Source organism: Methylobacterium tardum (genome assembly GCF_023546765.1).
In the GTDB taxonomy this organism is placed as follows: domain Bacteria; phylum Pseudomonadota; class Alphaproteobacteria; order Rhizobiales; family Beijerinckiaceae; genus Methylobacterium; species Methylobacterium tardum.
Genome location: NZ_CP097484.1, coordinates 2,279,786 through 2,292,898, shown reverse-complemented (window position 1 = coordinate 2,292,898; position 13,113 = coordinate 2,279,786). Strand labels below are relative to the sequence as shown.

Below are 13,113 nucleotides of genomic sequence, written 5' to 3'. Positions count from 1 at the left end.
TCAGGCCGCCGGCAGGGCCGCGATCAGGTCGCGCAGGGTGGTGATGGTCGACGCATCGGCCACGCCGTCCACCCGCGCCTGCCGGAAATGGCGCTGGAACGCGGTGACGACCGCGTGCGTGCGCGCATCGAACAGCCCGGTGACCGGCAGGTCGTACCCGTAGAGGGCGAACATCGCCTGCAGGGCCTCCACGGGCTGGCCGGCATCGCCCTGCGCGAAGAAGCGGCCGTCCCGGATGGCGGCGGGCGGTACGAGATGGCCGATCCCCGCCGCGGCGAGGCGGTCCCACGGAAAGGTCTCGCCCGGATCCTCCTTGCGCTCCGGGGCGATGTCGGAATGGGCAAGCACCCGTTCCGGCGGGATCGGCCAGCGGGACAGGACGTCCCGCGCCAGCGCGATCACCGCTTCGATCTGCGCGTCCGGGTAGGGCGGCAGCCCGCCGGCATGACCCGGGTGGACGATCTCGATCCCGATCGCCCGGGAGTTGATGTCGGTCTCGCCCTTCCAGGACCCCGCGCCCGCATGCCGGCTCGCCGGACCTCCGGCACCATCTGGACGATGCCGCCATCCTCGAACACGAGGTAGTGGGCCGAGACCTCGCTCAGCGGGTCGCGCAGGCGCGCCAGGGCGGCGGCCCCGCTCTCCATGCCGGTGTAGTGCAGGACCAGCATGTCGGGCCGGCCGGTCCGGCGCTCGCCGTGGTTCGGCGAGGGCGCGACGCGGCGGGCGAGGGGGCTGTCCGGGACGAGACTCACCGCAGCCCCCGCTCCTGCGCGATCCGATCGTAGGCCGCGTTGATCGCGGCCAGACGCCGCGTGGCGATCGCCACCGCCTCGGCGGGCAGGCCACGGGCCAGCGCCCGGTCGGGGTGGTGCTCGGCGACGAGCGCCCGGTGGCGCGTCTTCAACGTCGCGTCGCCGACGTCGCGGTCCAGCCCGAGCACGATGTAGGGATCGTCCGGCAGGCGGACATGCCGGGCGGCGATGCGCTGGAACGCGGCCTCGCCGAAGCCGAAGATGCCGGAGACGGCGCGCAGGTAGCGTTCCTCCGCCTCGTGGAGCGCCCCGTCGGCGCCCGCGATCTGGAACAGGCCGTCGAGCACGTCCTCGAGCAAAGCGGGCTCATCGCCGAAGGTCGTGGCGAGCTGACGGGCGTAGGCCTCGAAGCCGTTGGTGGTCTTCTTGGCGAGGTCGAACAGGCGCTCGACGCCGGGGCGCGCGGCCGGATCGACCTGCACGACGCGGCCGAACGCCTCGACCTCGGACGGAAGCACGACGCCGTCGGATTTGGCCATCTTGGCCGCCAGCGCCACGAGGCCCGTGGTGAACACCACGTCCCGGGGCGTCCGGCCGAAAGGCGCGCCGACGCGGTCGAGCAGGAAATGCCCGGCGACGCCGCCGACCAGCGCCCCGAGCGGACCGCCGATGGCCAGACCGAGACCGGCCCCGCCGATCTTGCCCCAGACGCCCTGAGCCCGGTCGCCCTGGTTCATGGGCGGCGCGGCCCCGGTGCGACGGGTAGAAGTGGTGCAATCATTGGCGGCGGCGTGCGTCCGTCACCGGGGACGCGCCCGGCCGAGCGCCGGGATAGCCGCTCCTCACGCGGCGCGGAAGGGCCGGGACGCGCCCGGCCCCCGACGCAGCCGGCTCAGCGGCAGTAGATGTTGCCGTAGGCGTCGCGGTAGGTGCCGTAGGGGCAGCGCGGCGCGGTCGAGGCGCCCACGATGGCGCCGCCGGCGCCGCCGATCGCCGCGCCCGCGAGGGCGCCGCCGGCCCGCCCCGTGGCGGCCGCGCCGATCGCCGCACCGGTGAGCGCGCCGAGGCCGGCGCCGCCGAGCGCCCGGTCCTCCGGCGTGTTGCAGGCGCCCAGCGAGAGGGCGGCGATGGTGGCGAGGGCCGCGGCAGTCAGCTTCTTCATGGTCCCCAGAACTCCCTTGTGCATCGGATCCGGCCGCTGGCCGTGACCGCGGCGGATCGCGCCGAGCTTAGCAGGAAGGGAATGTCGACTATATGGCTAAGGTTCCACCCGGGTCGTCCGGAGTTGCGCCGGGCTCGCGTCTCGCCTTATGCCTCGGGCCTGAGGCGGCGCCCGGACGGGGCCGCAGCGCCAGATCCGGCCTCCATCCGAGGGTCCCATGCCGACAGCCACCACGATCGTCCGCCGCGCCGCGGTGCGCGCCGACCGCATCGCCGACACGGTGAGCCTCGACCACGCTGGCCGGGAGGCCGTCGCGGGGTCGCTCGTTGCCGAGGGCGGCCTCGACTTCGCGGTGGCGCTCACCAAGGCCGCGCCCCTCGAGGATGGCGACGCCCTGCGCCTCGACGACGGCCGGCTGGTCGCGGTGCGCGCCGCCACGGAGGATCTCCTCGAGGTGCGCGCGGAAAACCCCGCCCGGCTGATGCGCCTGGCCTGGCAGCTCGGCGGCAGCCACGTGCCCGCCGAGATCGCCGCCGACGTGCTCTACGTCCCGGCAACGCCTGCGACGGCCGAGCTGGTGCGCGGCCAGGGCTGCCACGCGAGCCCGGTCTCCCGCGCCTTCCGTCCCGAACGCGCGGCCCACGATCACAGCACCTGCGGCCACGATCACAGTCATGACCATCACGGCCATGACCATCATGGGCACGATCATCACCATGCGGGTGATCCTGGACACGATCACGCCCACGATCATGTCCACCAACACAGCCACCACGATCATGGTCATGGGCACGTGCACGGTCCCGGCTGCAGCCACGACCACTAGAGAACGCTTGACCGGAGCCTGGACGCTCCGGCTTGAGGCGGCATGAAGCAGGTTCCGGAGCGGCGCCCGATCGAAGTCCGATCGGGCGCCGCTCTTCTTTCCAGTCCGTGCCGAACAGAGCGCGGCAGCTCCCCGCCGCATTCGAAATGAAACACAAGATTACATGTAACTCAATCGGCCATTTATCGTACATGCCCGCAGAAAAACATCGTACTGCGTGATTTAAAAGTCAGATAAACGCGAATATTATCCGAATATTCTATCAATAGACTTGATTTTTTCTGTTGTAACACGGACACAGACAGACCAATTGGACTGAGATACGTCGGCACCGGCATCGAATTCTCGGAACCGACCGACATGAAGAACATCCTCACATCCGCAGTTATCCTCGCCACCCTAACGGCGGCTGCCTCGGCGGCAGATCTGCCCCGCCGCGCGCTTCCGCCGGCCCCGGTCCCGCTGCCGGTCTTCACCTGGACCGGCGCTTACTTCGGCATCAACGCCGGTTACATCACGTCAACCAAGGATGTCACCAATACCGCGGGCGTGATCCGGACGAGCACTGGTATCCCGCTTGGCAACTATTCAATCTCGGTGCCGTTGCAGCGGGACGGTTTCACGGGCGGCGGCCAGGTCGGCTACAATCACCAGTTCACGCCGGGATCCGGTTTCGTCGTCGGCGTTGAGGCCGATGCGGCCTATACCGATCTGCGCGGTCGTAACAGCTACAAGAGCAATCTCGCCGGAACCAACAGCTTCCGCCAGTCGGGCGACTACCTCGGGACCGTGCGCGGCCGCGTCGGCTATGCCTTCGACCGTACCCTGGTCTACGCGACGGGCGGTTTCGCCTATGCGGGCCAGACCTACCGCGCCAGCCTCTTCCAGACGGACATCCAGCCGAACTACTACGGGAGCCGCTCGCGCACCGAGACCGGCTACGCGGTCGGTGGCGGCGTCGAGTACGCCCTCCCGACCGATTCCTTCCTGAACTTCTTCCGCTCCAGCGCGGTGACGGTGAAGGGTGAGGCGCTCTACTACGACCTCGGCACCCGCACGATCCCGGTCCTCCCGACCTACCGGAACGTCAACGCCTTCGCGACGCGCTTCCAGAACGAAGGCGTGCTCGGCCGTGTGGGTGTGAATTACAAGTTCGGCAGCTACTGAGCGGCCCGGCTCTGGCCTTCGGCTGAGCCTCCCCAGCCCGATCAGACTGGTCGCCCCGTCGAAGGCCGCCCCAGGACTCAGCTCCTGGGGCGCTTCGCGTTCATGGATCGGGCGTGTCGCGTCCGAGCGATCAGAGGCGCTTCGGCACGGGCCGCCGGCAATAGGCCCGGGCGTCCGCGGACGAGAGACCGTTCTGCGCGGCGGCGCATTGGTCGAGAGTCAGCCCGATGCTGGCTGCGTAGGGCTCGTTGGGCGACAAGGCCTCGCGGGCGAGGTTTGCGAGGTAGAGGAGGAATGCCGCCGCTGCGAAGACCAGGGCGGCCACCACGGCACGGTTCAGCATCGCGTCCAGTCCCCGGTGGGAGCGGCCGATCTGCTCCGACCCTTCACGGTATACCCCCGAGCAGGAGCGCGCGTGCGAGAATCGCGAGACCGATTCCGATCAGCGCCGCAGCGGTTCGGTCGAACCCGGGCCGGCGCATCGCAGGGGCCCCGACCCGGATCAGGCATCGCGAACCGAAGCGGCATGGCGCGTCCGGCTCACTGCAGCAGCCCCCACAGGCCCGTGGCCAGGCCGAAGGTGAGCGAGAGCATCGCCGCGCCGAGCAGCGCGCGATCGATGACGCGGGCGGTTCGATCCTCAGGTCGAATATCGATCATTGGGGCGCCTCCTCTCCGCCAAGATTGACGAGCCCCTGTTGCTGACCTGTGTCGGCGCAGCGCCCGCCGCTGTAGTCCCACATTCCGAACCGGATGAGCGTATCTGATCCCCGGGACTCGATCGAACCGAACGCGTGGACGCGGACCCGGAACACCCCGGACGCGGGGCAGTTGGACCGGCACCCCACCCGGAGACCACGCGTGACCACTGATCCGCTCAGCAAGTATCCCCGTCCGCCCTTCGAGGCGCAGCCCCAGAGCTTTCCGGGCAAGACCGGCCGCATGGCGCCCGAGCCCGACCACGGCGAGGCGAGCTACACGGGCTCGGGCAAGCTCACCGGCCAGGCCGCGCTGATCACCGGCGGCGACAGCGGCATCGGCCGCGCCGTTGCCATCGCGTTCGCCCGGGAAGGGGCCGACGTCGCCATCTCCTACCTGCCGGAGGAGCAGGCGGACGCCGAGGCGGTGGCCGGCTGGATCGAGAAGGCGGGCCGGCGCGCGCTGCTCCTGCCGGGCGACCTCAAGGACGCGGCCTACGGGCGCCAGATCGTCGCCCGCACGGTGGAGACGTTCGGGCGCCTCGACGTTCTGGTCAACAACGGCGCGTTCCAGCAGCCAAACGAGGACCTCGCCGCCATCGAGGATTCCATCTTCGAGGACCATTTCCGCACCAACGTGTTCGGGCCGTTCTACGTGACCAAGGCGGCGCTGGCGCATCTCAAGCCCGGCGCTTCGGTGATCTTCACCTCCTCGGTGAACTCCAAGCACCCGATGCCGTCGCTCATGGCCTACAGCGCCACCAAGGGTGCGCTGAGCAACATGGTGCTGAGCCTCGCCCAGCTCCTCGCCGAGAAGGGCGTGCGCGTGAACGGCGTGCTGCCGGGTCCGATCTGGACGCCGTTCATCCCGTCCGGGATGAGCCAGGATTCGGTGAAGACGTTCGGCAGCCAGGTTCCGTTCGGGCGCCCCGGCCAGCCGGCCGAGCTCGCCTCAGCCTACGTGATGCTGGCTTCCGAGGAGAGCAGCTACACGTCCGGCGCCCTCGTCACCGTCGCGGGCGCGATGCCGGTCTTCTGAGCGGCACCGGTCGCGCCGGGCCCAAGTCCGAGCCTTGAAACGGCGGGTTGCCCCCTCAAGCCGCGCGCATATCGGCGAGGAAGCGCACCACTTCGGCCCGCAGCGCCTCCGCGCTGCGGCTCACACCGCCGGCCGCCTCGCCCACGTCATGCGCCAGGCGGCGCGTCTCGTCGGCGGCGGCTGAGGCCGACACCACCGTGTTGCTCACCGCGTCGGTGCCCTGGGACGCCTCCTCGATGTTGCGCGAGATGTCGCCCGTGGCGGCGCGCTGCTGCTCGACCGCCGCCGCGATCACGCTGGCGATCGCGTTCATCGACTCCACCGTCCGGCCGATCGACTGGACCGCGCCCACGGCCACGGAGGACTCGCGCTGGATGGCGCCGATCTGCGCGGTGATCTCCTCAGTTGCCTTCGCGGTCTGCCCGGCCAAGCCTTTCACCTCGGCCGCCACCACGGCGAAGCCGCGCCCGGCCTCGCCGGCCCGCGCCGCCTCGATCGTGGCGTTGAGGGCCAGCAGGTTCGTCTGCGCGGCAATCGCCGAGATGATCCGCACGACCTCGCCGATCCGTTCCGCCGCGCCCGCGAGCCCGCGGATCTGATGGTCGGTGAGCCCGGCCTCGCTCACCGCCTGGCCGGCGATCTCCGCCGATTTGAGGGCTTGGCCGCCGATCTCCGCGATCGAGGCGGTCAGCTCCTCGGTGGCCGCCGCCACGGTCTGCACGTTGGCCGAGGCCTGCCGGACCGAGAGCGCCGCCGAGCCGGCCTGCTTGGCGGTCTCGACGGCGGTCTCCGACATGGCGCGGCAGGCCTCCCGCATCCCGGACGCCGCGCTGTCGACCTGCTGCAGCAGCGCGCTCGCGCTCCGGTCGAAGCTGCGCGTGAGATCCTCCATCCAGCGGCCGCGCTCCTCCCGCTTGGCCTGCTCGGCCAGCCGTTCGGCGGTCAGCGCGCGCTCCTTCAGCATGCTGTCGCGGAACACCTCGGCCGCCTCGGCCATGCGGCCGATCTCGTCGTGCCGACCCGCTCCCGGAATCGCCAGGGTCAATTCACCGCCGGCCAGCCGGCGCAGGGCGCCCGTGAAGGCCGCCAGCGGCGTGGTGATGCTGCGGACCAGCAGGATGCTGCCCGCGACGATCGCCAGACAGAGCGGGCCCAGCCACAGCAAGGACCGCAGAACCCGCGCTTGGCCCGCCGCCTGGATGTCGTCCACGTAGAGGGCCGAGGATATGACCCACTGCCAGGGCTCATAGGCCAGCGAGTATGCGACCTTCGGTGCCGGCTCGGTTTCGCCGAGCCGCGGCCAGCGATATGCGGTGAAGCCGCCGCCTGCCCGACCCTGCTCGATCATCCGTCCGACGAAGGTCCTCATCATGGCCGCGTCGTCGCGGCTCTTGGTGCCCTCGATCTTCGGATCCGGGTGGACGACATTGCGGCCCAGATCGCCCGGCGTCGTGCCGTAGACGAAGACGTAATCGCCACCATTGTAGCGGATCGCGCGCAGGACCTCGGCGGCTTTCCGCTTCGCCGCATCCTGGGAGATCGTCCCGGCCTCCGCCTGCTTACCGAAAGCGAGGACGATGCTGTGCGCGGCCTCGACCTGATGGCGGATTGCAGCCTTGCGCCCGTCCATCATCAGATCAAGACTCGAAAAGCTTTCGAAGCCCAGGATGACCGCAGATGCCAGCACAATGCTCGCTGCGAGAACATAGATCTTTGCCCTGATGGTCGAACTCGAACGCTTCGTCGCATCGATCGCGCGGATGAGACCGCGCCTGTTCTTTGAAAAAAATTTCCCATCACCCCTGACTCCCAAGAAATGGATGATGAGCCTCCTTAATCTCTCAGGAACGATTTCACAACGGCGTGATTCAACAATAACTTCTAGTTTTGATCTTTATTCCAAGAACATTACTTTAATTTATAGACATGCGTGTTGAGGCCATATTGAAACTCGCTGAATAGAATTTGTATCTCCGTAAGTCGACAACAACGGAGCAGCAATTCTCGGACGTGAAGATCAATGACACCGGGCGGCCCGGCAGGTCCGGCCGCGCCGCTCGAGGGCGTGCCGCCAAAGTCTGGCCAGGCCGGCCAGAGGCCGACCTGGGCCCGGGATCAACGCTGCGCGAGGAAGCCGATCGGCTGCCGCTGCGGTCCCTCCTGCTTCAGGGTGCGCAGCATCTCCTCGTATTCCCGCTCCATCTCGGGCGTCACCGAGGGCCGGGTCTCCCGCGCCGCCTGCTCGAAATGGGCGCGCCGCACCTGGGTGGCCTCGAGGGATTCCCGCAAGGCCAGCAGGCCGGCCCGGCGGGTGAGGTCCTCCAGATCGGCGCCGGTGAAGCGGGCCGTGCGCTCGGCCACGGCGTCGAGGTCGACATCCTCAGCGAGCGGCATGCCCTTGGTGTGGATCGCCAGGATCCGGCGGCGGCCGGCCGCGTCCGGCACCGGCACGTAGACCAACTCGCCGAACCGCCCGGGGCGCAGCAGCGCCGGGTCGAGAAGATTCGGGCGGTTGGTCGCCGCCATGACCACGACGCCCTGCAATTCCTCCAGCCCGTCCATCTCGGCGAGGATCGTGTTGACCACCCGCTCGGTGACGGCCGGCTCGCCCAGGCCGCCGCCACGTGCCGGGGCGAGGCTGTCGATCTCGCCGATGAACACCACCGTCGGGGCGACCTGCCGGGCGCGCTGGAACAGCCGCGAGACCTGCTGCTCGGATTCGCCGTACCATTTCGACAGGAGGTCGGAGGATTTGGTGGCCACGAAATTCGCCTCCGCCTCCCGGGCGACCGCCTTGGCGAGCAGGGTCTTGCCGGTGCCGGGCGGTCCGAACAGCAGGAAGCCCTTGGCCGGGCGGATGCCCAGGCGCCGGAAGGCCTGCGGCGAGCGCAAGGGCAGCTCGACGCCCTCGCGCAGGCGCATCTGCGCCTCGGCGAGACCGCCGACATCGTCCCAGGTGACATCGGGCACCTGGATCATGATCTCGCGCAGCGCCGAGGGCTGGATCCGCTTCATCGCCGAGAGGAAGTCGTCCCGCCCGACGCTGAGTCCCTCCAGCACCTCGGCCGGGATGCCTTCGCGCAGGTTCACCGCCGGCAGGATGCGGCGGACCGCATCCATCGCGGCCTCGCGGGCCAGGGCGCCGAGATCGGCCCCGACGAAGCCGTAGGTGGTGCGGGCGATGGCATCGAGGTCGACATCCGGAGCGAGCGGCATGCCGCGGGTATGGATGCCCAGGATCTCGCGCCGGCCCGGCTGGTCGGGCACGCCGATGATGATCTCGCGGTCGAAGCGGCCGGGGCGGCGCAGGGCCTCGCCGATGGCGTCGCGCCGGTTGGTGGCGCCGATCACCACGACGTTCTGGCGCGGCTCCAGCCCGTCCATCAGGGTCAGGAGCTGGGCCACGATCCGTCGTTCGACCTCGCCGGTGACCTGCTCGCGCTTCGGGGCGATCGAGTCGATCTCGCCGATGAAGATGATGGCGGGCGCATTCTGGGCGGCCTCCTGGAAGACCTCGCGCAGGCGCTGCTCGGATTCCCCGTAGCGGCTGCCCATGATCTCGGGCCCGGCGATGTGGAAGAACCGGGCCTCGGTCTCGTTGGCCACCGCCCGGGCCAGCCGGGTCTTGCCGGTGCCGGGCGGGCCGTGCAGCAGCACGCCCTTGGGCGGATCGATCCCGAGACGCTGGAACAGCTCGGGGTGCCGCAGGGGCAACTCGACCATCTCGCGGATCTGGTCGACCGTGTCGCCGAGACCGCCGATATCGTCGTAAGTCACGTCGGCTCGGTGGCCGTCGCGGGGTTCCTCGTAGAGCGGGCGCAGCTCGATCTCGGTCCCTTCCGCCACGTAGACGATGCCGCGCGGCTGGGTCGCCACGACGCTGAGGCGGATCTCCTGGAGGCCGTAGGCGGGCAGGTCGAGGTAGGAGCGCAGCTGCGGCGGCAGCCGCGGATCGGGACCGCCGCTGCGCTGGGTCGCGGTGGCGATGACGTCGCCGGCGATCAGGGGCCGGCGGAAGAAGGTCCGCCGCAGGGCCTCGCCCGAGCCCTGGAGGCGGACGTTCTTCTGCGCCGGGGCGACCACCACGCGGGTGGCCGGCCGGATCTCGGCCCGGCGCACCTCCACATGATCGCCGCTCGACGCGCCGGCATTGACGCGCTGCAGGCCGTCGAGGCGGATCAGGCTGAGGCCCTGGTCCTCCTCGTAGGGCCCGACCGCCACCGCGGCCGTGTGGCGCTTCCCGACGATCTCGATGATGTCGCCCTCGTGCAAGCCGAGTTCGTCCAGCGACGCCTGCGGCAGGCGGGCAATGCCGCGGCCGCCGTCCTGCGGCCGCGCGTTGGCGACCTGGAGCTTGAGGGGCTGTCCGTCGGGCTCCGCCATCCGGTTCTCCATCGGCCGCGCGAAGCTCCGCGCCGCCCGTCCACTGGGCATTCCTCAGGCAACCCGCGCCGCGGCCGACCGGTTCGGTCGACCGGTTCGGAAGAGGGCCGGCCGGGCGAACCTTTTCGGGGATCCCCGTCCCGTGATAGTGAGCCGCCTTCCTCCCTCATCGCCGGCTCGCAGGCGCGACGGCGTTCCCGGCAGCACCGCTCTGTCGGCGCGCAGGGACCTCGGGACAGGACGGATCTGGCACACGTGACGGCGGCTGACGAACGCGGCGCACTGGCGGGCTGGCGCTTCTCCATCGCACCGATGATGGACTGGACGGATCGCCATTGCCGGGCGTTTCATCGGACCTTGTCGGCGCGGGCGCGGCTCTACACCGAGATGGTCACCACCGGGGCGGTGCTGCACGGTCCGCGCGAGCGCCTGCTCGGCTTCTCGGACCTCGAACACCCGGTGGCGCTCCAGCTCGGCGGCTCGGACCCGGCGGAGCTGGCCCAGGCCGCGCGGATCGCTACGGATTTCGGCTACGACGAGGTCAACCTCAATGTCGGCTGCCCCTCGGACCGGGTGCAGGAGGGCCGCTTCGGCGCCTGCCTGATGCGCGAGCCGGCGCTGGTCGGCGGCTGCGTGGCGGCCATGAAGGCCGCCGTCTCCGTGCCGGTGACGGTGAAGTGCCGGATCGGCGTCGACGATCAGGACCCCGAGGCGGCGCTCGACAGCCTCGCGGATGCGGTGGTGGCGGCCGGCGTCGATGGCCTCATCGTCCACGCCCGCAAGGCCTGGCTTCAGGGTCTCTCGCCCAAGGAGAACCGGGACGTGCCGCCCCTCGATTACGGCCGGGCGGCGCGGCTGAAGCGGCGGCTCCCCGGGCTTCCGGTCTCGGTCAACGGCGGCCTGCGCGACCTCGCGGCGGTGCGGTCGCAGCTCGACGCGGTCGACGGCGTGATGGTCGGCCGGGCCGCCTATACCGAGCCGGCGCTGCTGCTCGACGTCGATCCCGCCTTGTTCGGCGTCCCCGCGCCGGCCGCCGACGCCTTCGCGGCGGTGGCGGCGTTCGAGCCATATGTCGCTTCGGTCCTGGCCCGGGGTGAGCGCCTGCACGCGGTCACCCGCCACATGCTCGGGCTGTTCAACGGCCGGCCCGGGGCCCGGGCCTACCGGCGCCACCTCTCGACCTACGGGATGCGGCCGGAGGCCGACCTCGCGACCCTGCGCGACGCGGTGGCGCTGGTCGCCCGCGCGGCCCCGGAAGCGCGGGCCGCCTGAACGGGGCTCAGGGCCGCCGGAGGATCAGCCGGTCGCCCCGGACCTCGTAGCCCGAGAGCCGCGACAGGAAGCTCTGGCCCAGGAGGTTCGCCGAGAGCGCGCCGGGCACGGCCACCATGGCGTTCACCCGCCGCTCGGTGATCGTGCCGACCGTGAGCGCATCGAGCTGGATCGGCGCCGCGTAGGTGATGCCGTTGGCGGTGGAGACGCGGGCGGTGAATTCGGACGGCGCCGGCGTGAGGCCGAGGGCGGCGGCGTTCTCGGCGGTCAGCACCACGCTGCTCGCGCCCGTGTCGAACAGGAACGGCTGGACCCGGCCGTTGACCTCGGCCTCCACCCGGAAGTCGCCGTCCGCCCGCCGGGTGATGGTGACGGCGCCGTCGGCCCCGGAGGTCGCGGTCCCGGGCCGAAGCTCGCCGACCACCCGCGACGTGATCCCCTGGATCCGGTCGCGGTAGCTGTAGCCGATGACCAGGGCGAGGCCGATCAGCGCCCAGGCCAGGAACGCCCGCAGGTTCGCGCCGAGCCGGGCGGTGAATTGCCGCCAGAACCCGGCCACCACGAGGATCAGGATCATGCCCGTCCAGGCGAGGCTGGCAAGCTGGTCGGGCTCGATCACGCCGCCGACGCTGTCGCTGCCGTCGCTGAGGACCAGGGCGACGAGGACGAGCGCGATCGCGGCCAGCCCGAGATAGATCATGACGGCAGCGGCTCCTCCAGGGGCATGAGGCCGGCACCGCGCATCCGGGCTTCGAGCCCGGCCATGATGGTCCGGCGCTGCGCCTCCGACAGCGAGCCCCAGGCGCCGATCTCGTCGCGGGTCCGCCCGCAGCCGCAGCACAGCCCGGTCGCGGCGTCGAGCACGCAGACCTTGGTGCAGGGCGAGGAGGGCTTCTGGGCGGGCAACATCGGGAAACCTTGGCCGGGGGATCGTGGCCGGGTCATGACCGCGGGCGAACCGTCACGCCGCCACCGCCGCGACCAGCGCCACCAGAGCGGCGATCTCCGAGACCTGCTGGCAGGCGCCGATCACGTCCCCGGTCTGGCCGCCGATCCGGGCGCGCGCGAGCCTGACCAGGGCCAGCGCCGCGAGGCCCGCGCACAGGATCATCAGCGCCACACCGCCGAACGGCAGGCCGAGCGGCACCGCCAGGACCGCCAGCACCGCGCCGAGGACGAGGGCGGTGGCGGCTCGCCCGGTCCGGACGCCCCACCGAGGCCGAGAGCCCGCCCGGGCGGGCCGGCGGCAGCAGCACCATCGGAGCGAGGGCGGCGACCCGCGACAGGGCCGCGGCCAGGATCAGGCCGGTTGCGGCGGCGTAGCCGGTCCGGTCGAGGAGCGTCGCCAAGGCGCCGATCCGCAGGGCCAGCGCCAGGACCAGGGCCGCGCCGCCGTAGGCGCCGATCCGGCTGTCGTGCATGATCTCCAGGCGGCGCTCCCGGGTCGTGCCGCCGCCGAAGCCGTCCGCGACGTCGGCGAGCCCGTCCTCGTGGAGCGCGCCGGTCGCCACCACCAGGACCGCGATGGCGAGCGTCGCGGCCAGGAACGGCCCGAGCCCGATCCGCCAGCCGGCCGCCAGCACCAGCGCGGCCGGCAGCGCGAGGATCAGGCCGGCCAGCGGCAGCATCCGCGGCAGTGTGGTGAAGTCGGGGCTCCGATGCGGGTCCGGCTCGCCGGGCAGTTGCGGCACCGGCAGGCGGGAGTAGAAGCGCAGGCACCCGGCGAGGTCGTAGAGGGCGCCGCGCCCGGGCCAGTCGGCCTCCCCGCCGGTCTGCCTGTCCATCGCGGTCTCTCGCTTCCGCCCGCAATC

12 protein-coding genes and 2 pseudogenes are annotated in these 13,113 nt (G+C 71.0%); 4 read left to right on the top strand and 10 right to left on the bottom strand.

Annotated elements, in window-relative coordinates:
* The 4 genes and pseudogenes from M6G65_RS10795 to M6G65_RS10780 all read right to left on the bottom strand — a co-directional run bounded on the left by M6G65_RS10795 (window position 1) and on the right by M6G65_RS10780 (window position 1,917).
* Window positions 1-174: a peptidoglycan-binding domain-containing protein gene (locus M6G65_RS10795; protein WP_250104234.1), complete on the bottom strand. Its 174-nt coding sequence runs from the start codon at window positions 172-174 to the stop codon at window positions 1-3.
* A 183-nt stretch (window positions 175-357) separates the two neighbouring features.
* Window positions 358-647 (bottom strand): annotated as a pseudogene (locus M6G65_RS10790) (N-acetylmuramoyl-L-alanine amidase); the annotation flags it as partial.
* A 104-nt stretch (window positions 648-751) separates the two neighbouring features.
* Window positions 752-1,492 (bottom strand): TerB family tellurite resistance protein, encoded by a 741-nt coding sequence (locus M6G65_RS10785; RefSeq protein WP_250103919.1) that lies wholly within the window; start codon window positions 1,490-1,492, stop codon window positions 752-754.
* Window positions 1,493-1,647: 155 nt separating this feature from the next.
* The gene (locus M6G65_RS10780) at window positions 1,648-1,917 is read right to left on the bottom strand and encodes a YMGG-like glycine zipper-containing protein (RefSeq protein ID WP_007560631.1); all 270 of its coding nucleotides are present in this window, start codon (window positions 1,915-1,917) and stop codon (window positions 1,648-1,650) included.
* Between the two features lie 217 nt (window positions 1,918-2,134).
* Between M6G65_RS10780 and M6G65_RS10775 the strand changes: the two genes are divergently transcribed.
* Window positions 2,135-2,743, top strand: a complete 609-nt coding sequence (locus tag M6G65_RS10775) for an urease accessory protein UreE (protein ID WP_238196670.1) — start codon at window positions 2,135-2,137, stop codon at window positions 2,741-2,743.
* A gap of 360 nt (window positions 2,744-3,103) precedes the next feature.
* Window positions 3,104-3,910 (top strand): outer membrane protein, encoded by an 807-nt coding sequence (locus M6G65_RS10770; protein ID WP_238196669.1) that lies wholly within the window; start codon window positions 3,104-3,106, stop codon window positions 3,908-3,910.
* Between the two features lie 130 nt (window positions 3,911-4,040).
* Here the strand turns inward: M6G65_RS10770 and M6G65_RS10765 are convergent, their stop codons facing one another.
* Entirely contained in the window at window positions 4,041-4,253 is a 213-nt protein-coding gene (locus tag M6G65_RS10765; RefSeq protein ID WP_192708341.1) for a hypothetical protein, read from the bottom strand.
* Window positions 4,254-4,771: 518 nt separating this feature from the next.
* On the opposite strand from M6G65_RS10765, the gene M6G65_RS10760 reads away from it, so the two are divergent.
* The gene (locus M6G65_RS10760; RefSeq protein WP_238196668.1) at window positions 4,772-5,647 is read left to right on the top strand and encodes an SDR family oxidoreductase; all 876 of its coding nucleotides are present in this window, start codon (window positions 4,772-4,774) and stop codon (window positions 5,645-5,647) included.
* A 55-nt stretch (window positions 5,648-5,702) separates the two neighbouring features.
* Here the strand turns inward: M6G65_RS10760 and M6G65_RS10755 are convergent, their stop codons facing one another.
* Together M6G65_RS10755 and M6G65_RS10750 are read right to left on the bottom strand one after the other, a co-directional pair.
* The gene (locus M6G65_RS10755) at window positions 5,703-7,334 is read right to left on the bottom strand and encodes a methyl-accepting chemotaxis protein (RefSeq protein ID WP_238196667.1); all 1,632 of its coding nucleotides are present in this window, start codon (window positions 7,332-7,334) and stop codon (window positions 5,703-5,705) included.
* Window positions 7,335-7,762: 428 nt separating this feature from the next.
* Window positions 7,763-10,030, bottom strand: coding sequence for a CDC48 family AAA ATPase (locus tag M6G65_RS10750; protein ID WP_250103918.1), 2,268 nt, complete (start codon window positions 10,028-10,030; stop codon window positions 7,763-7,765).
* Window positions 10,031-10,342: 312 nt separating this feature from the next.
* Here M6G65_RS10750 and dusA point away from each other — a divergent pair, with 312 nt between their 5' ends.
* Window positions 10,343-11,302 carry a tRNA dihydrouridine(20/20a) synthase DusA gene (gene dusA, locus M6G65_RS10745; protein ID WP_238196732.1) on the top strand — a complete coding sequence of 320 codons (960 nt, stop codon included), beginning with the start codon at window positions 10,343-10,345 and terminating at the stop codon, window positions 11,300-11,302.
* 7 nt (window positions 11,303-11,309) lie between these two features.
* On the opposite strand, the gene M6G65_RS10740 is transcribed toward dusA, so the two are convergent.
* The 3 genes and pseudogenes from M6G65_RS10740 to cobS all read right to left on the bottom strand — a co-directional run bounded on the left by M6G65_RS10740 (window position 11,310) and on the right by cobS (window position 13,086).
* Entirely contained in the window at window positions 11,310-12,002 is a 693-nt protein-coding gene (locus M6G65_RS10740; RefSeq protein WP_250103917.1) for a retropepsin-like aspartic protease family protein, read from the bottom strand.
* Window positions 11,999-12,211 carry a DUF1289 domain-containing protein gene (locus M6G65_RS10735; protein ID WP_238196663.1) on the bottom strand — a complete coding sequence of 71 codons (213 nt, stop codon included), beginning with the start codon at window positions 12,209-12,211 and terminating at the stop codon, window positions 11,999-12,001. Before M6G65_RS10735 ends, M6G65_RS10740 begins: the two co-directional genes overlap by 4 nt.
* Before the next feature lie 52 nt (window positions 12,212-12,263).
* Window positions 12,264-13,086, bottom strand: a pseudogene (gene cobS, locus M6G65_RS10730) (adenosylcobinamide-GDP ribazoletransferase).
* Window positions 13,087-13,113 lie beyond the last annotated feature (27 nt).

Coding starts and splice junctions, on each gene's coding strand:
- M6G65_RS10795 (WP_250104234.1), bottom strand. CDS start 174: ATGTTCGCCCTCTACGGGTACGACCTGCCGGTCACCGGGCTGTTCGAT.
- dusA (WP_238196732.1), top strand. CDS start 10,343: ATGATGGACTGGACGGATCGCCATTGCCGGGCGTTTCATCGGACCTTG.
- M6G65_RS10770 (WP_238196669.1), top strand. CDS start 3,104: ATGAAGAACATCCTCACATCCGCAGTTATCCTCGCCACCCTAACGGCG.
- M6G65_RS10785 (WP_250103919.1), bottom strand. CDS start 1,492: ATGAACCAGGGCGACCGGGCTCAGGGCGTCTGGGGCAAGATCGGCGGG.
- M6G65_RS10750 (WP_250103918.1), bottom strand. CDS start 10,030: ATGGCGGAGCCCGACGGACAGCCCCTCAAGCTCCAGGTCGCCAACGCG.
- M6G65_RS10775 (WP_238196670.1), top strand. CDS start 2,135: ATGCCGACAGCCACCACGATCGTCCGCCGCGCCGCGGTGCGCGCCGAC.
- M6G65_RS10780 (WP_007560631.1), bottom strand. CDS start 1,917: ATGAAGAAGCTGACTGCCGCGGCCCTCGCCACCATCGCCGCCCTCTCG.
- M6G65_RS10740 (WP_250103917.1), bottom strand. CDS start 12,002: ATGATCTATCTCGGGCTGGCCGCGATCGCGCTCGTCCTCGTCGCCCTG.
- M6G65_RS10765 (WP_192708341.1), bottom strand. CDS start 4,253: ATGCTGAACCGTGCCGTGGTGGCCGCCCTGGTCTTCGCAGCGGCGGCA.
- M6G65_RS10735 (WP_238196663.1), bottom strand. CDS start 12,211: ATGTTGCCCGCCCAGAAGCCCTCCTCGCCCTGCACCAAGGTCTGCGTG.